The organism is Halomonas saccharevitans (assembly GCF_900116405.1).
Lineage (GTDB): Bacteria > Pseudomonadota > Gammaproteobacteria > Pseudomonadales > Halomonadaceae > Halomonas > Halomonas saccharevitans.
In genome coordinates this window covers 26,061-45,920 of record NZ_FPAQ01000007.1, presented here as the reverse complement: position 1 = coordinate 45,920, position 19,860 = coordinate 26,061, and the positions used below count along the sequence as shown (strand labels likewise).

The following is a 19,860-nucleotide window of genomic DNA, read 5'->3' as shown; positions in this document are numbered from 1 at the left end:
TCCAACCCATGCAAGCCGCTCCTCTGCCCCTCTCCGCCCTCACCGCCCTGTCTCCCGTCGATGGCCGCTACGAGTCCAAGGCCGCCGCCCTGCGCGAGCACTTCAGCGAATTCGGCCTGATCCGCGCCCGGGTCATCGTCGAGATCCGCTGGCTCGAGTGTCTCGCCGAGCACCCGCAGATCACCGAGGTGCCGAGGCTCTCCGCCGAGGCCACCGCGCACCTCGAGGCGCTGCTGCGCGATTTCTCCCTGACGGACGCCGAGCGCATCAAGGAGATCGAGCGCACCACCAACCACGACGTCAAGGCGGTGGAGTACTTCATCAAGGAGAAGATCGCCGATCAACCTGAGCTGCATGCGGTCACCGAGTTCGTGCACTTCGCCTGCACCAGCGAGGACATCAACAACCTCTCCCACGGCGTGATGCTGACCGACGGCCTGAAGGCGCTGCTGTCGATGATGCACCAGGTCGCCGACGAGGTCGCCCGCCTGGCCGAGGAGCACGCCGCCCAGCCGATGCTCTCGCGCACCCACGGCCAGACCGCGAGCCCCACCACGCTTGGCAAGGAGATGGCCAACGTCGCCTATCGCCTGCGTCGCCAGCTCAAGCAGATCGAGGCGGTCGAGATCTTCGGCAAGATCAACGGTGCGGTGGGCAACTACAACGCGCACCTCACGACCTACCCCGAGGTGGACTGGGAAGCCAATGCCCAGAGCTTCGTCGAGGGGCTGGGCCTGACCTTCAACCCCTACACCACCCAGATCGAGCCCCACGACTACATTGCCGAGCTGTTCGACGCGGTCTGCCGCTTCAATACCATCCTCATCGACTTCGACCGCGACGTCTGGGGCTACATCTCGCTTGGCTACTTCAAGCAGCGCACCGTGGCCGGGGAGATCGGCTCCTCGACCATGCCGCACAAGGTCAACCCGATCGACTTCGAGAACTCCGAGGGCAACCTGGGGCTTGCCAACGCGATACTCGGCCACCTCGCCCAGAAGCTGCCGATCTCCCGCTGGCAGCGCGACCTCACCGACTCCACGGTGCTCAGGAACCTCGGCGTGGGCCTGGCCTACGGCATGATCGCCTACCAGGCCTCGCTCAAGGGCATCTCCAAGCTCGAGGCCAACCCGGCGCGCCTGGCCGAGGATCTCGACAACAGCTGGGAGGTGCTCGCCGAGCCGATCCAGACAGTGATGCGCCGCTACGGCATCGAGAAGCCCTACGAGAAGCTCAAGGAGCTGACCCGCGGCAAGCGCATCGACCAGACCGGTTTCGCCGCCTTCATCGACACCCTCGAGCTCCCCGCCGAGGTGAAGAGCGAGCTCAAGGCGCTCAGCCCGGCCAGCTACATCGGCAACGCCGAGGCCCAGGCGCGCAACCTCTAAGCCGAAAGCCGAAAGCCGAAAGCCGAAAGCCGAAAGCCGAAAGCCGAAAGCATGATCAGCGGCCGGGGGCGGGTCAGAGCGAGGGTCCTTTGCCATGGATGGCAAAGGTAGCGCCCAGGGAAGGGTTCACAGCGCCCTCGCGGCGCCCTGCCCACGGAGCGCATGACTCGCTGCCGACGCTCGCTGTCACGGCTGGCCCTCGGCACACATGCTAGTATCCCGACAGGCGCCCGACGGCGCCTGTCGCCGTTTCACCCCTTCGCGAGCGCGAGACCATGTCACCAGACGAACCCCTCACCCTGCTCGGCGGCCTCTCTGCCACCGACTTCCTGCGCGACCACTGGCAGCGCAAGCCTCTGCTGATCCGCGGCGCCTTCCCCGACTTCGAGTGTCCCCTCGCCCCCGATGAGCTCGCCGGCCTGGCCTGCGAGGAGGGCATCGAGGCCCGCCTGGTCGAGGAGCGCGGCCGCGATGCAGAGGGGAATGAGCGCCCCTGGCAGGTCAGCCACGGCCCCTTCGATGAGGCCACCTTCGCCCAGCTCCCCGAGCGCGACTGGACCCTGCTGGTACAGGCCGTGGATCACTACGTGCCCGAGGTCGCCGCGCTGCTCGAGCACTTCACCTTCCTGCCGCGCTGGCGCCTCGATGACGTCATGGTCAGCTACGCGCCGCCCGGCGGCAGCGTCGGCCCCCACGTCGACCAGTACGACGTCTTCCTGCTGCAGGGCCAGGGCACCCGGCGCTGGCAGCTCGGCGGCCAGGTTCCCGACGAGGCGCCGATCCTCGACGGCATCGACCTGCGCATCCTCGAGCGCTTCGAGGTCGAGGCCGACCAGGACTGGGTCCTGGAACCGGGCGACATGCTCTACCTGCCCCCCGCCTGGGCCCATCACGGCGTCAGCCAGTCCGACGACTGCCTGACACTCTCGGTGGGCTTCCGCGCGCCCTCGGCGGACGAGGCCATCACCTCCTACGCCGACTATCTCGGCGAGCAGCTGCCGTCCTCGAAGCGCTACGGCGACGCCGGCATGGCGCCACCGGCGGATCCCGCCGAGCTCGACGATGCCGCCGTGGCCCGCATGCGCCGGCTGATCCTCGATACCCTCGATGATCCGGCCCAGCTGGCCCAGTGGTTCGGCCGAGTGATGACTCAGCCCAAGTACGCCGACCAGCTGGTCCCCACCGAGACGCCGACCGAGCCCGAGGCGCTTGTCGCCGCACTACAGGAGGGCGAGCAGCTGGTGAGAAGCCCCGGGTCGCGCTTCGCCTGGCGGGCTCTCGACGAGTCCCGGGCGACGCTATTCGCCGATGGCGACGGCGTCGTGTGCGCCCTGCCGCTGGCCCGCCTGCTGGCCTCCGACACCCCTCTGGACGCGGCCCTGCTGGCCTACGACGAGGCGCCCGCGCTGCTCGGCGCCCTGCGCGACGCCGGCAGCCTCGCCTGGCCCGACGAGTTCGAGGAGTGACCAGGAGCAAGGAGCAAGGAGCAAGGAGCAAGGGAACCATGATCCGGCCGGGAGGGGCCCATCGTGCATAAGAAAAGCGTGGAAATTCGTGAAGGAAGCTGGGAGGCCCTTGGCCCCGAAGCCACCGCGATCCGTCGCGTCGTCTTCATCGAGGAGCAGTGCGTTCCCGTCGAGGAGGAGTGGGACGGGCGCGACAGCGCCTGTCGCCACTTCCTGGCCCTGCAGGACGGCATCCCCGTGGGCACCGCGCGGCTGCTGCGGGACGCCCACATCGGCCGGGTGGCGGTGCTCAATGAGGCGCGCGGCTGCGGCATCGGGGTGGCCCTGATGCAGGCCGCCATCGAGGCCGCCCGTCGCGACGGCCACCCGCGGGTGGAGCTCGCCGCCCAGACTCATGCCCTGGCCTTCTACGAGCGGCTGGGCTTCGAAGCCGTCGGCGGCGAGTTCATGGACGCCGGCATTGCGCACCGCAACATGCAACTTCCGCTTCAGGATTGAGCCGAGTCCCGCCACGCCATCCTCGGCATTCGACTACACAAAAGGCGGCGCCCGCCGCCTTCCTGTAGTCGAGTTACAACGCCCTCTGCGGCCAAGGGTCAATTGTTCGCGCCCGCCATGCAGGGCCATAGTGGAATCCATGGCGAGGGAAGAAGGGTCGTCGCTCACCCGGCCTTACCGGCGCTGAACACCGCCCCTCCACTCTTCGCCAGGGTTCGACCAAGGCCGTAGAGACAACCTCTCGGCAGTGATGGAACCTGAACACACTTCGCAGGTGCAGCATAAGGCTTTCCGAATTCATAGGCTTGGCCGAGTGATGCAGCTGGCGACTTTGGCGAGGCGTAGCGACGGATGGCTGCGATCGCGAGATTCCACTCCTGACCTGAAGGATGGCCCCATGACGACATTCAAAGACGAACTCAAGGCACTGGCTCAACTGCGCGAAGCCCAGCAAGGCAAGTGGGACAACGTCAATCCTGAGCACGCCGCCCGCATGCGGGTACAGAACCGCTTTCAGACCGGCCTGGACATCGCCCGCTACACCGCGAAGATCATGCGCGAGGACATGGCCGCCTACGACGCCGACAGCTCCCAGTACACCCAGTCGCTGGGCTGCTGGCACGGCTTCATCGGCCAGCAGAAGCTGATCTCCATCAAGAAGCACTTCAACACCACCAAGCGCTCCTACCTCTACCTCTCCGGCTGGATGGTCGCCGCGCTGCGCTCCGAGTTCGGCCCGCTGCCCGATCAGTCCATGCACGAGAAGACCAGCGTGCCGTCGCTGATCGAGGAGCTCTACACCTTCCTGCGCCAGGCCGACACCTGGGAGCTGAACCACCTGTTCCGCGACCTGGAAGAGGCGAAGAAGGCCGGCGACGAGAAGAAGGCCGATGAGCTGATCGCCAAGATCGACGGCCACGAGACCCACATCGTGCCGATCATCGCCGACATCGATGCCGGTTTCGGCAACGCCGAGGCCACTTACCTGCTGGCCAAGAAGATGATCGAGGCGGGTGCCTGCTGCATCCAGCTCGAAAACCAGGTCTCCGACGAGAAGCAGTGCGGCCACCAGGACGGCAAGGTCACCGTGCCCCACGAAGACTTCATCGCCAAGATCAACGCCGTGCGCTACGCCTTCCTGGAGCTCGGCGTCGAGGACGGCGTAATCGTCGCCCGCACCGATTCCCTGGGCGCCGGCCTGACCCAGAAGATCGCCGTGACCGACGAGCCGGGCGACCTGGGCGACCAGTACAACAGCTACCTGGACGGCGACGAGATCGCTAGCGCCTCCGACATCGACAACGGCGACGTGGTGATCAAGCAGGACGGCAAGCTGGTCAAGGTCAAGCGCCTGGCCTCCGGCCTCTACCAGTTCAAGCCGGGCACCGGCGAGGACCGCGTGGTGCTCGACTGCATCACCAGCCTGCAGAACGGTGCCGACCTCTTGTGGATCGAGACCGAGAAGCCCCACGTCGGCCAGATCGCCGGCATGGTCAACCGCATCCGCGAGGTCTGCCCGGACGCCAAGCTGGTCTACAACAACTCACCGTCCTTCAACTGGACCCTGAACTTCCGCCAGCAGGTCTTCGACGCCTGGGAGCAGGAAGGCAAGGACGTCGCCGCCTACGAGCGCGCCGACCTGATGAACGCCAAGTACGACGAGACCGAGCTTGGCAGGCTTGCCGACGAGTGGACCCGCAACTTCCAGCGCGACAGCGCCCGCGAGGCGGGGATCTTCCACCACTTGATCACCCTGCCGACCTACCACACCGCGGCCCTGTCCACCGACAACCTGGCCAAGGGCTACTTCGGCGACGAGGGCATGCTGGCCTACGTGGCAGGCGTGCAGCGCAAGGAGATCCGCGAGGGCATCGCCACCGTCAGGCACCAGGACATGGCCGGCTCCAACATCGGCGACGACCACAAGGAGTTCTTCCACGGCGAGGCGGCACTGAAGGCCGGCGGCAAGGACAACACCATGAACCAGTTCGGCTGAGGACGCGGCCCGATCGCCCGGGGCAGTTCGCCTGAGATAATCCGCCTGGGCGATCGCTGCCCCTCATCGCAGAACCCGGGGAGGCCTTCATGGCCTCCCTTTTTCATGCTTACTGTTTTCTGCTGACAGTTTTCTGCGAACAGCTTTCTGCTGACAGTTTTCTGCGAACAGCTTTCTGCTGACAGTTTTCTGCTGATTGTTTTCATACTCCTCGCCTCGCCCCGGCGCTAGACTGTCCATCATCATGGTCAGAACGCTGGCCAAGCCCCCTCGCGATGGTTAGGCTCATTAGCGAACACTGTCCATTAACCTTTGGCCGTCCCTGCATGACCGAGTGTTCCTCAAGGACATCAAGGAGATCTCCTCATGAAGCGCCTTCTTCCCGTTCTCGCCCTTAGCGTCCTGACGCTGGCCGGCTGCGCCAACACCTCGCCCTACTCCGGCAACGTCTACAGCGGCAACCAGGCCAAGGCGGCCCAGTCCGTCACCTTCGGCACCATCACCGCCCTGCGCCAGGTGCAGATCCAGGCCGACAGCCGTGCCGGCGGGCTGATCGGCACCGGCGGCGGCGCGGTGATCGGTGGCCTGCTGGGCAACCAGGTCGGCGGCGGCTCGGGCCGCACCCTCGCTACGGCGGCCGGGGTGATCGCGGGCAGCCTGGCCGGCTCGCGGATCGAGGAGTCCAGCAACCTGATCCCGGCCTGGGAGATCGAGATCCGCCAGGACAACGGCCAGAGCGTGGTCATCGTCCAGAAGGCCGAGCAGAACTTCCAGGTGGGCCAGCGCGTGCGCATCATCGGCAGCGGATCCAACGCCAGCGTCGCGCCCTACTGAGGGCGGTGATGATGCCGGCGACCGGGCCGGCCTGAATCTGACCGGCATAACTTGGCCGACATAAACCTGGCCGGCAAAAAAAGGCCCGCGGAGTAATCCGCGGGCCTTTTTCAATGCGTCAGTGCTGGAGGTCTGACGAGCGCATCGGCGGGGGCGCTTCGCCCTCGCAGCAGACTCCGTCTGGTCTCAGTGCTGCACCTTGTTCATGGCCCAGCCGGCCAGCTTGGTGCCGACCAGCGCCAGCACGCCGATGACGATCAGCGTGAGCAGCAGATCGACCGGCTGTACCACGGCGGTGGCGACCAACACCGCCAGCGCCGGACACCAGACCCAGCGGTCATCCTCGCTGCGCAGCACGGCGGGCAGCAGCCCATCGAGCCCGCGGTTGATCGAGGCATCCCAGCGTTTGAGCAAGAGCGTCAGGACGACGGCGAAGGCAATCAGCCAGATCAGGATCGGGGTCATGGCATTCTCCAGGAAAAAGGCGGACGAAAAAGGGGGCAGAAATCTTGATCTGCCAGGGTATCCCTGCCCGATAGACCACGCAACAGTCCGAAGGTCCCTCACTGGCGAACCGGCCGGCGCGCCAGGGTGAATGCCGCTCAGGCTCGCCCGGCGCATCCTGAATTTCCTCAATGCCCCTGACAGCCGCTTGACCGGCGCGTTACCATGGCTGGCCAAATGCACTCACCGAAAGGTTCTTCAATGCAGATTGCGCAGAATTCCGTTGTCGCGTTCCACTACACCCTGACCAACGACGCAGGTGAAGTGCTGGACAGCTCGGAAGGCCGCGAGCCGCTGACCTACCTCCACGGCGCTGGCAACATCATCCCGGGCCTCGAGAAGCAACTGGAAGGTCGCGCGGCTGGCGACAAGCTCCAGGCACAGGTTGCCCCGGAAGAAGGCTATGGCGAGATTCAGCCCCAGCTGGTGCAGGAAGTGCCGCGCGATGCCTTCCAGGGCGTCGAGAGCGTCGAGCCCGGCATGCAGTTCCAGGCTCAGACTCAGGGCGGCCCGCTGATGGTCACCGTGACCCAGATCGATGGCGACACCGTCACCGTCGACGGCAACCACCCGCTTGCCGGCCAGTCCCTGAACTTCGACGTGGAAATCGCCGAAGTCCGCGAGGCCAGCGAGGAAGAGGTCGAGCACGGCCACGTGCACGGTGAAGGCGGTCACGAGCACTGATCGTCTTGCCGTGAGCATGCCCGCCGAGCGACGGCGGATACGGCATGACACGACGCGAAGGGGCAGCCACTGGCTGCCCCTTCGTCGTTTCGGGTCGCCCGGATGCGGGTCGCCCGGATGCGGGTCGCCCGGATGCGGGTCGACCGCCTCCAGGCCCCACCTCAGCGAACGGACTCCTGCCGGGCCCGCGCCACCACCTCATCCTTCGTCTCGAAGGCCCGCAGGGTGCGATAGCCGCCCCCTAGCCGGGTGGCGGTGGTCAGCAGGCAGGCCGCGGCGAACAGCGTGGCGAGCAGCACGAAGTGGTCGGGAAACAGGCAGAACACCACGAAGGCCAGCACGGTCTCGGTACCCTCGGTCAGCCCGTGCAGGTAGTAGAACGCCTTCTGCTGGAAGCGCGGACGTTCCAGGCCGTGACGCGTGGCCATGATGGCGAAGGCCAGAAAGGAAGTGCCCGTGCCGATGAAGGCGAACAGCAGGAAGGCCGCCGCCAGGGCATTGGCGGCCGGATCGGCCAGGGCGAAGCCGAGCACCACCGCCCCGTAAAAGACGAAGTCCAGGCCGATGTCGAGGAAGCCACCGGCGTCGCTGTCCTGGCCCGAGAGCCGGGCCAGGGCACCGTCAAGCCCGTCGCCTAGCCGATTGAGCAGGATCGCGGCCAGCGCCGGCAGGTACGCCTCCAGGGCTAGCAACGGCAGCGCCAGCATGCCGATCAGGAAGGCCGCCACCGTCACCTGGTCGGGACGCACCCGCCATCTTGCTAGGCACCGCGCCAGGCGCGTCAGCGGCGCCTGGGTGAGGGGCATGGTCCAACGATCGAGCATTACTGCCCCCCCTTCTCGGTCGTTTGCTCGGTCGATTGCTCGACCGCTGTCTCGGCGGCTTTCCCAGCGGCTGTCTCATCCCCCTTACCGCGCCGCCAGGCGAAGTAGCGCGACAGCCAGCCCAGCACGCGCTCGGGCTTGTGGGCGTTCTTCCACACCCCCGCCGTCGCCTTGACCGCCTCGCTGTGGGTCGGATAGGGGTGGATGGTCCCGAGCAGCTTATTGAGCCCGATGCCCTGGGTCATCGCCAGGGTGAACTCGGCCAGCATCTCGCCAGCACCCGGGCCCACGATGGTCGCACCGAGCAGGCGGTCACGCCCGGGCACGGTCAACACCTTGACGAAGCCCTCGGTGCTGCCCTCGGCGATGGCACGATCCAGTTCGCTCAGGGCGTAGCGGGTCACCTCGACCTCCACGCCCTGCTTCTGGGCCTCGCGTTCGTTGAGGCCGACGCGGGCCACCTCGGGGTCGGTGAAGGTGACCGCCGGCAGGGCCCGATAGCTCACGCGAAAGCGCTTTAGCTCGCCGAACAGCGCATTCACCGTGGCGTGCCAGGCCTGATGGGCGCTGGCATGGGTGAGCTGATAGGGACCGGCCACGTCGCCACAGGCCCAGACGTTGGGCAGCACGCTCTGCAGGGTCTCGTCCACGGCGAGGGTGCCATCACTGCGGGTCTCGACACCCAGCGCCTCGAGGCCCATCCCCGCGACGTTGGCCTGACGCCCCACCGCCACCAGCAGGTGGCTGAAGGGCAAGCGCTCGAGGTGCGCCTCGCCGTGCTCGTCGCTGTGTTCGACCTCCAGCACGTGGCCGCCGTGATCGTCGGACAACACGCGCCGCGCCCGGGTGGCGAGGCGCACCGACACGCCCTCCTCGTCCAGCCGCGCCTCGAGCTCGCCGGCCACGTCGCGATCTTCCCGGGGCAGCAGCTGCTCGCCCATCTCCACCAGCGACACCTGGCTGCCCAGCCGGGCGAAGCTCTGGCCCAGCTCGCAGCCGATCGGACCGGCGCCCAGCACCACCAGCCGCTCGGGCAGAGTCTCGAGCTGCCAGAGGTTATCCGAGGTGAGCACCTCGATGGCCTCCAGGCCCGGCAGCGGCGGCACCCGCGGGCGCGCCCCGCTGGCGATGATCACGTGGCGAGTGGTGATCACCCGTTCCGCGTCGCCTTCGCGGATCCGCACCCGCCAGGGATCCTCGAGAACGGCATCGCCTGCGATCACCTCCACGCCTAGCCCCTCATAGCGTTCGCGGCTGTCATGGGGCTCCACCTCGCGAATGGCCCGGTGCACATGGCCCATCACCGCGGTGAAATCCACCTCGGGCTCACCAGCGGTGACGCCGAAGCGGGGCGCCTCACGGATCTCGCTGACGATGCGTGCGGTGCGAATGAGGGCCTTGGAGGGCACGCAGCCGGTATTGAGGCAATCGCCGCCCAGCCGGTCGCGCTCGACCAGCGCGACTCGCGCCTTGACCGCCGAGGCGATGTAGCTCGCCACTAGCCCCGCCGAGCCGCCGCCGATCACCACGATGTCCTGATCGAACCGCGCCGGACGCTCGAAGCGACGGGCCAGCTGCCGGCGCTTGCCGATGGCCACCAGGCCACGCGCCAGCCAGGGGAAGAGGCCGATCAGCACGAAGGAGCCGATCAGGCCCGGCGAGAGGATGCCGCCCAGCGACTCCAGGTTGCCAAGCTCACGGCCGGCGTTCACGTAGACCGCGGTGCCGGGCAGCATGCCCAGCTGGCTGACCCAGTAGAAGGTCGTGAGCCGCATGCGGGTCAGGCCCATCACCAGGTTGATCACGAAGAAGGGAAAGAGCGGGATCAGCCGCAGGGTGAAGAGATAGAAGGCCCCCTCGCGCTCGATGCCGGCGTTGATGCGCGCAAGCTGGGAGGCGAAACGCCGCTCCAGCGGCTCGCGCGCCAGGGTGCGGGCGATCAGCGCGGCGAGCGTCGCCCCCAGGCTGCTGGCGAAGGAGATGAGCAGAAGCCCCCAGCCGAGGCCGAACAGCGCCCCGCCGAGCAGCGTCAGCAGCGTTGCACCGGGCAGCGAGACCGCCGTGATAACGACATAGATCAGGAAGAAGCCGCCGGCGACGGTCAGGGGGTCGGCGGCCAGCCAGGCCTGGAAGCGCTGCTGCTCGGCCTGCAGGTTCTCGAGGGTCAGGACCTCGTGGGCGCCGGTGAGGAAATAGGCCGCCACCAGCAGTGCGATCAAGGCCGCGAGTATCAGGCGTCGTCGAGTCAAGAGAGGCTCCTGGTCGTGAAGATGAGAAGGTATCGAAAAGCGCAGGGACCGCATGGCATCAGCGGCGGCCCGGCATGAGAACGCTCCTCTGTCGCCTTGGGGCGAGGTCCCTTACACTGCGTATATTGTTGAACAGGGCTTGTACGGAACTCTAGGCAATCGATAGCCTCTAATCTAACACCTCTCACCAACGGAGCCATCCATGAATCTGTCCTCCTCCCCGACCCTGCGACACTTATCGCTGCTGGCCCTGCCGGCAGCCATTCTGCTGGGGAGCCCCTCTCAGGCCAGCGCGGAGTCGGACAGCGCGGTCTTCGCCGGCGGCTGTTTCTGGTGCATGGAAGAGGCCTACGACAAGGTCGATGGCGTGACCGCCACCACTTCGGGCTATACCGGTGGCAACACGAAAGACCCGACCTACCAGCAGGTCGTGGCCGGCGGCACGGGTCACGCCGAGGCGGTCAAGGTCGACTACGATCCCGACCGGGTCGACTACGAGACGCTGCTGCACGTGTTCTGGCGCAACATCGATCCCTTCGCCGTGGATCGTCAGTTCTGCGACAAGGGCGCCTCCTATCGCAGCGCCATCTTCCCCATGGACGACGAGCAGCATGCCCTGGCCGAGGCCAGCCGCGAGGAAGTCGCCGAGCGCTTCGACCAGGAGATCGCCACCGAGATCAGCGACTTCGACGCCTTCTACCCGGCCGAGGACTACCATCAGAACTACTACGCCGAGAATCGGGTGCGCTACAACTTCTACAAGTCGGCCTGCGGCCGCGTCGACCGGCTAGAGGAGGTCTGGGGCGAGGAAGCCAGTGCAAGCGCGGCACCCTGAGCCTCGCGGCGCTCGCCGCACCAGAGCCAGGCGGCGAGCGCCAGGGTGGCCCCCAGCACCAGCCACGACGCCAGCGCCACCCCGAGCCAGCCGGCGGCCCGCCAGAACGGCTCGAGCCATAGTCCGCCGAGGCTGGCCCCGCCATAGTAGAACACCAGGTAGAGCGCCGAGGCGCTGCCCCGGGCACAACGGGCGTGACGCCCCACCCAACTCGAGGCCATGGAGTGGGCCAGGAAGAAGCCGAAGGCGTTGAGCGAGAGTCCGATGATGATCCAGCCAAGCGAACCGGCCAGGGTCATCGCCGTGCCGCCCGCAAGAATTAGGATCCCCAACATCATGCACGCCGGCTGCGACCAGCGCGCGGCCAGGCGCCCCGAGAGCGACGAGCCGAGCGTCCCGCCCAGGTAGGTCAGGAAGATCAGGCCCAACAGCCGCGCGCCCAGCCCGAAGGGCGCCTCCGCCAGGCGGAAGGTCAGATAGCTGTACTGGTTGATGAAGATCATGAAGTTGAGCCCGCCGAGCAGGTAGGCCCCCAGCAACTTCGGGGTCACCAGGTGCGCGCCGAGATCGGCCAGGGCCCCACCCAGCGCGAAGCGTCGCGGTGTGAAGGCCCGCGCCGGCGGCAACAGCTTCCAGAACAGCGCCAGCCCGACCAGCGTCATGGCTCCCACCGCCAGGAAACTCGCCGACGCGCCGCCGATCTCGGCCACCGCGCCACCGACCACCCGCCCGCCGATGCCGCCCAGCGAGTTGGCGCCGATATAGAGCCCCACCGCCGAGAGCAGCGCCGGGCGTTCGAACTCATCGCCCATCCAGGCGATGGCCACCGCCGGCAACCCGCCGAGCACGAATCCCTGCAGCGCACGCAGCACCAGCAGGGCCTCGAAGGTCGGCGCCAGCGAAAGGGCCAGCGAGAGCAGCCCGGATGCCAACAGGGTCAGGCGCATGATGGCGCCCCGGCCGATGGCGTCCGACAGCGGGCCAAAGACCAGCAGCGAGGCGGCAAGCGACAGCGTGGCGACGGACATCACCAGGCTGATGGCCAGCGTCGAGACCCCAAAGGCCTCGCGCAGCGCCGGCAGCAGCGGCTGAGGGGCGTAGAGGTTGATGAAGACCAGGAAGGAGCCCAGGCAGAGCGCCAGGGTGGTGCGCCACCAGGCGGGCGTGCGCGCCGCGATCATGCCGCCCGCTCAGCCCTCACCCAGGGCGTCGAGACGCCGGGCCAGCAGGACCGGCTCCAGGGTGCGGCGCGCCTGCCAGTAGTAGCGCTGCCAGTAGCGGTTGTCGAGGTCGGAGATCATCACGCCCCGGGAGGTGGAGGCGTGCAGGAAGCGGCCCTCACCGACGTAGATGCCGACGTGGCGATAGGCACCGGGAGGGCGGAAGAACACCAGGTCGCCGGGGCGCAGGGCATCACGCTCAACCTCACGCCCCTCACGCAGCTGCCCGCCGGTGGTGCGCGGCAGGTCGAAGCGGAAGGTATCGCTGAAGATATTCTGGACCAGCGCGGAGCAGTCGATGCCCCGGGGACTCTCCCCGCCCAGCCGGTAGGGGGTGCCGACCCAGCGCTCGTGCTGTGCCAGCAGGGCGCGACGAATCAGCCGCGGGGGCGGATGGCGCAGGCCACGGGCCTCGAGGATGGGGTTATCCACCGGCGACATGCGAGGGTCGCCGGGCAAGCCCGGCAGGTCTCGGGCGAAGTAGTCACCCACCGCCGGGGCTTCATTACCCCCGGATGAGGCACAGCCCGCCAGCAGCAGGGCGACTCCCATGACTCCAACACGACACGCGCGCGCATCCAGCATCCTGCGACGTCCTCGTTCTCGGGGCCGCATCCGCTCCATCGATGCGACGCGTCCCTCGGCTCCTGCGGATGGTCGCTGTGGCAGTGTTCCCTGACGTTCCGGGGGCACTGCCACAGTGGCCTCTCGGCGGCACGCCGCGGGTCGATGGCCCGACAGCGACGCTGCGCCGAGCCGACTATAAACCAAAGCCGCGTCGCGGGGCGAGCCCTCAGTGGAGGGTACGATGATCGCCCGGCAGCGTATCGATATGCAGCGGCGCCCAGTGTCGCGGTCGCGCCCCGGGGAAGTCGAGGCTGGCCCAGGCGCCGGCCAGGGGGGGCGCCCCGGAGAGCCAGGCCACCAGCGCCTGGCGGAAACCGGCCAGGAAGCTCTCGCGCTCGGGCGTCTCGCCCATGAAGAAGGAGAAGCCGGCGTGCAGGCCCCGGGCGTACTCTTCCCAGCCCGCATAGTGCTCGCTGACCAGGCCGTGCGCCCGCTCGAGCAGGCGCAGGAAAGCCGGCTCCTCGAGCCAGCCGAGCTGACGGCCGGCGATGGCCAGGTCTACCGCCTGGGCGATGTCCCAGGCCGCCAGATCGATGTCGTTGCAGCCATCCTCGTCGTCCCTGACCCGCTTCAGGCGCAGCAGATGGGCGCCCTCCTCCTCGCTGCACTCGTCGCTCTCCAGGATCGCGATCTCCGAGGCCAACCGTCCCCGGTTGAGGGTGTAGGGGGCGTAGTTGATCTGGTACTCCTGGCGATCGCCCGCCTCGATCAGGTAGTCGAGGAACTCGGTGAGCTCGGCCGCACCGTGCAGGGCATAGTGGCCGTCGACCCATTCGCGGATGGCCGCGCACTCGCGCTGGCTTTCCGGCTGAGGCAGGCTCCAGGCCGGGCTGTTGAGCGGACCGACGAGGGCCATGGCCGTAAAGTGCCAAAGTGTCGGCCGCGGGCCCGGCTCGCACCACTCTCCGACCCGCCAGTCGAGCCAGTGGAAGAGGCTGCCGGGATCCTCCAGATGCCAGCGGATCTCGGCGAGCATCGGGGGCTGTTCGGGCTCGGGAAGCAGGCTCTCCCACTGGGCCCAGGCCTGCAGCAGGCGCCGGGCATCGGGATAGAAACGGCACAGCGAGCCCTGCAGGGATCGCGCCAGCGCGGCCAGGCGGGTGGCATCGAAATCGCCGCTGTCCATGGCCATCTGCAGGTGGAAGGCGAACTTCTCGGCCATGTGGATCGTCGCGGCGTGGCGGCTGGCCTGCTTCAGGCCGTCGCGACCGGCCAGCTCCTTGGGGATCGCATGGCCGAAGGGCGTCTCGGCCGCCGGCAGCGCCCCGTGAGCGGCGTCCGCGGCCAGCTGGTTGAGGTGATGGGCCTGGGCCGGCAGCCAGTAGCGAGAGAGTGCGTCGACGCCCTCGTCGGCGTGAAGATCGAGGGTCTCGGCGAGGTAGTGTCGCGCCTCTTCACGCCGCGTCGCCGGCAGCACGGGCGGCGTCGTGCCCTGCCGAGCGGTGAACTCGGGCTCGCGCACCGCCGCCAGCGCCAGCACCCAGTGGCGCGGATCGCGCCGCCAAGCGCGCAGGGCGTCCCGCGACGCCTCGATGAGCTCGTCGGGGACCAGCCCCTGCAGTGACGTCTTCCAGGGGCTGACCGGCGAGTGCAGCAGCAGCGACCAGTCGGCCTCGAGCGCGGGCAGCATGTTGCGCCCCTCGAAGAGGCTGCGGCCGCGCTGATAGCCCCGCACCAGAGCCGTCCAGTCGCTGTAGCGACGCAGCAGCAGGTCCGCGCCGTGGTGGGCGAAGTCCTGAGCCTCCTGCTCATCGAGCCATCCCAGACAGGCGCCGGCCCAGGCCAGGTCGACCAGGCGCAGCCAGTCCCAGGCGGCCCACTCCAGCGGCTCGCCGCGATCGAGGAAGCCGAGCAGCACCCGACCGTAGTCGCGCTCGACCCCGTCCAGTGCATCCTGCCACTGCCGGCGCGCCGCGCCATCGGCCTCGAGCAGACGCGCGGCGTCCAGATCCCAGCCCTGACGATCGCCCTGAGCAGCCAGCCACAGCAGGCTGCGCAGCAGCTCATCGCGATCATGGATCTGCCAGGCCTCGACAAGCCAGGCCTCGAGACGCTGCCAGTCGTGCGCGCCGGCCGGCAACTCGAGCACCGGCGAGAAGGCGGCGCGCAGCCGCCAGACCTGGTGCTCGGGAGCCGCCGGCCAGAGTGGCGCCTGACGGGGATGATGGGCGAGCCACTCCTGCAGCATCTCCCAGGTCACGCCGGCGCCGTCGTGTTCGAGCACCGCCAGCGCCTCACAGGCCTCATAGAAGCCGTCGTCGCCGCGCACCCAGCCATCGGCACTGCGGGCACGCAGCAGCGCCGACAGCCAGGCGTCGAGGCTCGAGTGGTGCGTGGCGATCTCTTCGGCCAGCTGCTGGGCCCAGCCTCGGGCGCGTGCCTCGGACAGCCAGCCGGCACTACCGGCCAGGGCGATGAGCTCGAGGCCTGCCAAAAGGCGGGCCGGAGCGACCTGACCGCCCGTGCCGAGACTCTCCAGCAGGCACCAGCCCAGCTCGCCACGGTCGACAACCCCCAGCGCCGAGAGTCGCGCAACCGCCGTCTCGGCATCCACCGTCAGGGGATCGGGAGCGAAGGCCCAGTCACACAGCACCAGCTGCTGGGCCCACCAGGCATTAAGGGGATCGACCAAGGCTCACCTCGCCATCATGCGGAACAGGAACGTGCGGTGCTGCAAAGCGCAGCAAGTCGGCGACATAGTGTACCGGAAAGCCGTGCCAGCGCCGATGGCCGTAAAGGCGTTGCACGAGAAAAACGCCCGGGGCGCAGGCCTGGCGGCAGCGCGCCCTTCCATCGTCCGCGACTGGCGTCGCATCTGGCATGTGATGGAGGGGCTCGAATATGGCATGGTGACCGGTAGCGAGGGCATGCTCTTGACCGAGCTTGCCCCTCTGCGGCGTAAAGGAATCGGGCCCGGGACGCGAAGGGTCGCGCCACGGCCCGTATGAGCACACTGGACTAAAATAGGTCTGCGTCGGCGACCCGTCATCGCCCGCAGCGTCTAACAGGAGTCAGGACCCATGAACAACGCACAGCTCAACGACCTCAAGCAGCGCTACGTGGCCAGCGGAGCCGCGAGCCCGGCCACCCAGTTCGCCGACCGCGCCGAGAACGCCCTGATCTGGGACGCCGACGGCAACCGCATCATCGACTTCGCCGGCGGCATCGGCGTGCTCAACATCGGCCATCGCCATCCCAAGGTGGTGCAGGCGGTCAAGGACCAGCTCGACCGTGTCATGCACACCTGCCAGACCGTGATGCCCTACGAGGGCTACGTGAGGGTTGCCGAGAAGCTCAGCCAGGTCACCCCGGTACGCGGTCATGCCAAGGTGATGCTCGCCAACTCCGGCGCCGAGGCCCTGGAGAACGCCGTCAAGGTCGCCCGCGCGGCCACCGGCAAGAACAACGTCATCTGCTTCGACGGCGGCTACCACGGCCGTACCTTCATGACCATGGCCATGAACGGCAAGGTCGCCCCCTACGCCACCGACTTCGGCACCATGCCGGGCAACGTCTTCCGTGCCCCCTACCCGGTGCCCTACCACGGCGTCAGCGAGGACGAGGCCCTGCGCGGCCTGAAGATGGCGCTGAAGACCGATGCCAACCCCAAGGACACCGCCGCCATCGTACTGGAGCCGGTGCTCGGCGAGGGGGGGTTCTACCCGGCGCCGACCAGCTTCCTCGAGGCGATCCGTGAGATCTGCGATGAGCACGGCATCCTGATGATCATCGACGAGGTGCAGTCCGGCTTCGGTCGTACCGGCAAGCTGTTCGCCATCGAGCACAGCGGCGTCGAGCCGGACATCATCACCATGGCCAAGAGCATGGCCGACGGCATGCCGATCTCTGCCGTGGTCGGCACCGACAAGGTCATGGACGCCTCCGGCCCCAACTCCCTGGGCGGCACCTACACCGGCAGCCCGGTCTCCTGTGCGGCGACCCTGGCGGTCCTCGAGGTGTTCGAGGAAGAGGACATCCTCGGCAAGAGCCAGGCGCTCGGTGACAAGCTGGCCAAGCGCTTCGCCCAGTGGCAGCAGGACTTCGACTGCGTCGACTTCGGCCGCAACCTGGGCGCCATGGCGGCCATGGACCTGGTCTCTGATCGGGCCAACCACACCCCGGATGCCGACCTGGCCGCCGCGCTGTGCAAGAAGGCGCGCGAGAAGGGGCTGGTCCTGCTCTCCTGCGGCCTCTACGGCAACACCATCCGCTTCTTGATGCCGGTCACCATCGAGGACGAGGTTCTCGAGGAGGGCCTGGCCATCGTCGAGGAGTCTCTCAAGGAGCTGGTCGGCAGCAAGAGCGCCGCCACCGCCTGACGCGGGCCCCTGACGGGATATCCCCCCGGCGCACGACCCACCGCCCGGCTGTCTCCAGCCGGGCGGTTTGCGTCAGGGCTTGCGTCAGGCCTGCATCGGGGCCCGGTCCGGGAGGCCATCGGACCGATTCCCTGCTATGGTCGCCACAGCGCGGCTCGCGCCTTCGTCTTCTCGCTTGTCTATCGGTATGGCGCCATGATCTTTCGCACCCTCTCCCTGCTGCGCTCTCTGCAGGGGGCCCATCACACGGCCCAGGATGCCCGGGCTCGTATCCAGCAGGCCTGCGACTATCGCTGGCTAAAGGGACAGCTGGCCCACGGCATGATCGGCGCCCGCGAGGCCCGACTCAACGACGGCACGCCGGCCGTCTCGGTGGTATTGCCGTTCGTAGCCACCCCCGAACGGCGTCGCGGCGGCCGCTGGCCGGAGGACCCCGCCGAGCGGGAGGACTGCTTCGTGGAAGGTACCCACGCCTGTCGGGCCGCCGGCGCCCCGGGCTATCGCACCCTGGAGAGCCTCTCCCAGGGGCTGGCGCAGGGCGGCATGGCCATACTGAAGGACGCGGCACGCTTCCAGTACCTGATCGAACGAGAGGCCCTGCGGCTCACCTGGCGGCGCCTCGAGTCCCTGGCGCCGGATCTCGCCAGGCAACTCGGCCGCCACCTGACCACGCGCGACAGTGAGCGCCACGGCCTCTTCCTGCTCGAGATACGGCTACCCGCCGCGGCCAGCGACGTCGCGCTGAACGGCGACTGGCTGGATCGCTGCCTGGATCGCTACCGGCGCATCCTGCCCAAGCCGGCCGGCTGAGGCGCTTATCGCGACGCCGCGCCTCGACACGCGTCTCCTCTCCATCCGTTCGATCCGCGTGCGCCAGTCATCTGCGCGGGTCACGCGCCCACTCATCCCTCAGTCCACCACCTCTGCCACCAGATGCTCGGCCATTTCCTCGGGGGAGATCCGGCGCCCGGCGATATAGAAGACCTCGTCCCCCGCCGCCAGCAGGACATCGTCGTCGGGGTTGAGCACCGGGTATGGCTGCTCGCCCCGACGGATCGCAATCAGCGAGGCTCGGCAGCGGGCTCGCAGGCGAGTCGTCACCCGCTCGACCGACACCTGCTCCGAGAGGCCCGCCAGGCGAGTCGAGAACTGCGTTTGCGCCTGGTCGGCATCGACGAGCAGGCGCATGACCTCCTCGCTGCCGGGATCGACGGCGGCCTTGACCAGCATCTTCTGGTGCAGCGAGGGAATCACGTTCACCGTGGGGCAGTGGGTCTCGAGCAGCCGCCCCACCATCTGGTTCTTCACGTAGGCGGTGATCCGGCAGCGCGCGTCGACCAGCGCGGAGAGGTGCATGCAGACGAGATTCGTCTCGCTGTCGTCCTCGACGTCGACCACCACCAGGGAGGCATTCTTGACCGCGGCCCGCTCGTAGAGCGATTCGTCCGACAGGGAGGCGGCGCGGAAGTACTCCACGCCCTGCTCGAGGAAGGGATTGCGGGACGGAGCGCCGGCGCCGACGCAGAGCGCCACCACCTGCCCGGGCCGCGACTCCTCGCGGACCTGGTCGACCAGCGACGCGGTGTAGGCGTTGTAGCCGACGATGACGATATGATCCTTCTGCACGATCGATTGCTCCCCGTTGAGGCGCCGGGTGAACTGTGCGATCACCAGGGCGGAGGCCTTGCCCAGCAGGGTGGCGAAGAGCCCGATCCCCACCGGAATGATGAAGAACACGACCATCAGCTGACCGCCTCGCGTGACCGGAGAGGCGTCCCCGTAACCGACGGTGGAGGTGGTGACGATCATGTAATAGAGGAAGGCGGTCGGCGAGGCAACCAGTGCCGTTTCACCGACCAGTGATAGTCCGATCCAGGCGAGCAGCAGATAGCCAAGCAGCAGCAGGCCAAGCACCCCCCACCCCATATCGGCGACGCCGCGGATCAGCACGGCGCCGAGTCGTTTCAGTACGTACATGCGGGTCCCTAGAGATGGCCCCGCCAAGGGCGGGGCCATGGAGATAACCCCGCCAGCCGTGTCCCTCGAACAGACCCGGCCCGGCGGAGGACGCGTCAGGCCTTCTTGACCTTGGCGATGACCCACAGCAGCGCCACGGCGCCGACGATGGCGGTGACCAGCGAGCCGACGAAGCCACCGGCATGCAGCCCCAGCAGATTGAACAGGCCGCCGCCGACCACAGCGCCGACCACGCCGACGCCGATATTGCCGAGCAGGCCGAAGCCGCCGCCGCGCATGATATGGCCGGCGATCCAGCCGGCCAGGCCACCGATGATCAGCCAGGCGATAATACCCATGGAACACGCTCCTTTTTTGCGGGGTGACCCGATCGGTCACGAAGACTCGATGGTGCCTCGGCGGCGAACGAGAGAAAAGCCCGACGCGCTCAGGCGGCGAT

General features: G+C 67.9%; 17 protein-coding genes. 9 read left to right on the top strand and 8 right to left on the bottom strand.

Annotated elements, in window-relative coordinates:
• The first annotated feature begins 23 nt into the window (after positions 1 to 23).
• From purB to BM388_RS05000, 5 genes are all read left to right on the top strand, one after another.
• Positions 24 to 1,388 (top strand): adenylosuccinate lyase, encoded by a 1,365-nt coding sequence (gene purB / locus BM388_RS05020; protein WP_089847958.1) that lies wholly within the window; start codon positions 24 to 26, stop codon positions 1,386 to 1,388.
• Between the two features lie 275 nt (positions 1,389 to 1,663).
• Complete coding sequence (locus tag BM388_RS05015; RefSeq protein WP_089847849.1) at positions 1,664 to 2,854, top strand: cupin domain-containing protein; 1,191 nt, start codon at positions 1,664 to 1,666, stop codon at positions 2,852 to 2,854.
• A 63-nt stretch (positions 2,855 to 2,917) separates the two neighbouring features.
• Positions 2,918 to 3,352 (top strand): GNAT family N-acetyltransferase, encoded by a 435-nt coding sequence (locus tag BM388_RS05010; RefSeq protein ID WP_089847847.1) that lies wholly within the window; start codon positions 2,918 to 2,920, stop codon positions 3,350 to 3,352.
• A gap of 397 nt (positions 3,353 to 3,749) precedes the next feature.
• Complete coding sequence (locus BM388_RS05005; protein WP_089847845.1) at positions 3,750 to 5,348, top strand: isocitrate lyase; 1,599 nt, start codon at positions 3,750 to 3,752, stop codon at positions 5,346 to 5,348.
• A gap of 366 nt (positions 5,349 to 5,714) precedes the next feature.
• Positions 5,715 to 6,182: an outer membrane lipoprotein gene (locus BM388_RS05000; RefSeq protein ID WP_089847843.1), complete on the top strand. Its 468-nt coding sequence runs from the start codon at positions 5,715 to 5,717 to the stop codon at positions 6,180 to 6,182.
• 186 nt (positions 6,183 to 6,368) lie between these two features.
• On the opposite strand, the gene BM388_RS04995 is transcribed toward BM388_RS05000, so the two are convergent.
• Positions 6,369 to 6,647, bottom strand: a complete 279-nt coding sequence (locus BM388_RS04995; RefSeq protein ID WP_089847841.1) for a hypothetical protein — start codon at positions 6,645 to 6,647, stop codon at positions 6,369 to 6,371.
• Positions 6,648 to 6,887: 240 nt separating this feature from the next.
• On the opposite strand from BM388_RS04995, the gene BM388_RS04990 reads away from it, so the two are divergent.
• Positions 6,888 to 7,370, top strand: coding sequence for an FKBP-type peptidyl-prolyl cis-trans isomerase (locus BM388_RS04990; protein ID WP_089847839.1), 483 nt, complete (start codon positions 6,888 to 6,890; stop codon positions 7,368 to 7,370).
• 161 nt (positions 7,371 to 7,531) lie between these two features.
• Here the strand turns inward: BM388_RS04990 and BM388_RS04985 are convergent, their stop codons facing one another.
• Positions 7,532 to 8,194, bottom strand: coding sequence for a CDP-alcohol phosphatidyltransferase family protein (locus BM388_RS04985; protein WP_089847838.1), 663 nt, complete (start codon positions 8,192 to 8,194; stop codon positions 7,532 to 7,534).
• Positions 8,194 to 10,443, bottom strand: coding sequence for an FAD-dependent oxidoreductase (locus BM388_RS04980; protein ID WP_089847836.1), 2,250 nt, complete (start codon positions 10,441 to 10,443; stop codon positions 8,194 to 8,196). Before BM388_RS04980 ends, BM388_RS04985 begins: the two co-directional genes overlap by 1 nt.
• A gap of 202 nt (positions 10,444 to 10,645) precedes the next feature.
• Here BM388_RS04980 and msrA point away from each other — a divergent pair, with 202 nt between their 5' ends.
• A complete protein-coding gene (gene msrA, locus BM388_RS04975) occupies positions 10,646 to 11,278 on the top strand; it encodes a peptide-methionine (S)-S-oxide reductase MsrA (protein WP_089847834.1) in 633 nt (210 codons plus the stop codon).
• On the opposite strand, the gene BM388_RS04970 is transcribed toward msrA, so the two are convergent.
• From BM388_RS04970 to BM388_RS04960, 3 genes are all read right to left on the bottom strand, one after another.
• Positions 11,200 to 12,459 (bottom strand): MFS transporter, encoded by a 1,260-nt coding sequence (locus BM388_RS04970; protein ID WP_089847832.1) that lies wholly within the window; start codon positions 12,457 to 12,459, stop codon positions 11,200 to 11,202. The two genes, msrA and BM388_RS04970, sit on opposite strands and share 79 nt — an antisense overlap.
• 9 nt (positions 12,460 to 12,468) lie before the next feature.
• A complete protein-coding gene (locus BM388_RS04965) occupies positions 12,469 to 13,050 on the bottom strand; it encodes a C40 family peptidase (RefSeq protein WP_089847830.1) in 582 nt (193 codons plus the stop codon).
• Positions 13,051 to 13,291: 241 nt separating this feature from the next.
• The gene (locus BM388_RS04960) at positions 13,292 to 15,757 is read right to left on the bottom strand and encodes a DUF1266 domain-containing protein (protein ID WP_089847828.1); all 2,466 of its coding nucleotides are present in this window, start codon (positions 15,755 to 15,757) and stop codon (positions 13,292 to 13,294) included.
• Positions 15,758 to 16,145: 388 nt separating this feature from the next.
• On the opposite strand from BM388_RS04960, the gene gabT reads away from it, so the two are divergent.
• Entirely contained in the window at positions 16,146 to 17,444 is a 1,299-nt protein-coding gene (gene gabT, locus BM388_RS04955; protein WP_089847826.1) for a 4-aminobutyrate--2-oxoglutarate transaminase, read from the top strand.
• Between the two features lie 195 nt (positions 17,445 to 17,639).
• On the top strand, positions 17,640 to 18,254 hold the full coding sequence (locus BM388_RS04950) for a hypothetical protein (protein ID WP_089847824.1): 615 nt from the start codon (positions 17,640 to 17,642) through the stop codon (positions 18,252 to 18,254).
• A gap of 99 nt (positions 18,255 to 18,353) precedes the next feature.
• Here the strand turns inward: BM388_RS04950 and BM388_RS04945 are convergent, their stop codons facing one another.
• Positions 18,354 to 19,421 (bottom strand): ion channel, encoded by a 1,068-nt coding sequence (locus BM388_RS04945; RefSeq protein WP_175535033.1) that lies wholly within the window; start codon positions 19,419 to 19,421, stop codon positions 18,354 to 18,356.
• Positions 19,422 to 19,516: 95 nt separating this feature from the next.
• Positions 19,517 to 19,759, bottom strand: coding sequence for a GlsB/YeaQ/YmgE family stress response membrane protein (locus BM388_RS04940; protein WP_089847820.1), 243 nt, complete (start codon positions 19,757 to 19,759; stop codon positions 19,517 to 19,519).
• Positions 19,760 to 19,860: the final 101 nt, after the last annotated feature.

Bases quoted from the DNA above. Each gene is read 5' to 3' on its own strand.
- BM388_RS04995 (WP_089847841.1), bottom strand. From the start codon at position 6,647: ATGACCCCGATCCTGATCTGGCTGATTGCCTTCGCCGTCGTCCTGACG.
- BM388_RS04990 (WP_089847839.1), top strand. From the start codon at position 6,888: ATGCAGATTGCGCAGAATTCCGTTGTCGCGTTCCACTACACCCTGACC.
- BM388_RS05005 (WP_089847845.1), top strand. From the start codon at position 3,750: ATGACGACATTCAAAGACGAACTCAAGGCACTGGCTCAACTGCGCGAA.
- BM388_RS05015 (WP_089847849.1), top strand. From the start codon at position 1,664: ATGTCACCAGACGAACCCCTCACCCTGCTCGGCGGCCTCTCTGCCACC.
- BM388_RS04945 (WP_175535033.1), bottom strand. From the start codon at position 19,421: ATGTACGTACTGAAACGACTCGGCGCCGTGCTGATCCGCGGCGTCGCC.
- BM388_RS04950 (WP_089847824.1), top strand. From the start codon at position 17,640: ATGATCTTTCGCACCCTCTCCCTGCTGCGCTCTCTGCAGGGGGCCCAT.
- BM388_RS05000 (WP_089847843.1), top strand. From the start codon at position 5,715: ATGAAGCGCCTTCTTCCCGTTCTCGCCCTTAGCGTCCTGACGCTGGCC.
- BM388_RS04940 (WP_089847820.1), bottom strand. From the start codon at position 19,759: ATGGGTATTATCGCCTGGCTGATCATCGGTGGCCTGGCCGGCTGGATC.
- BM388_RS04985 (WP_089847838.1), bottom strand. From the start codon at position 8,194: ATGCTCGATCGTTGGACCATGCCCCTCACCCAGGCGCCGCTGACGCGC.
- BM388_RS04970 (WP_089847832.1), bottom strand. From the start codon at position 12,459: ATGATCGCGGCGCGCACGCCCGCCTGGTGGCGCACCACCCTGGCGCTC.
- msrA (WP_089847834.1), top strand. From the start codon at position 10,646: ATGAATCTGTCCTCCTCCCCGACCCTGCGACACTTATCGCTGCTGGCC.
- gabT (WP_089847826.1), top strand. From the start codon at position 16,146: ATGAACAACGCACAGCTCAACGACCTCAAGCAGCGCTACGTGGCCAGC.
- BM388_RS04965 (WP_089847830.1), bottom strand. From the start codon at position 13,050: ATGGGAGTCGCCCTGCTGCTGGCGGGCTGTGCCTCATCCGGGGGTAAT.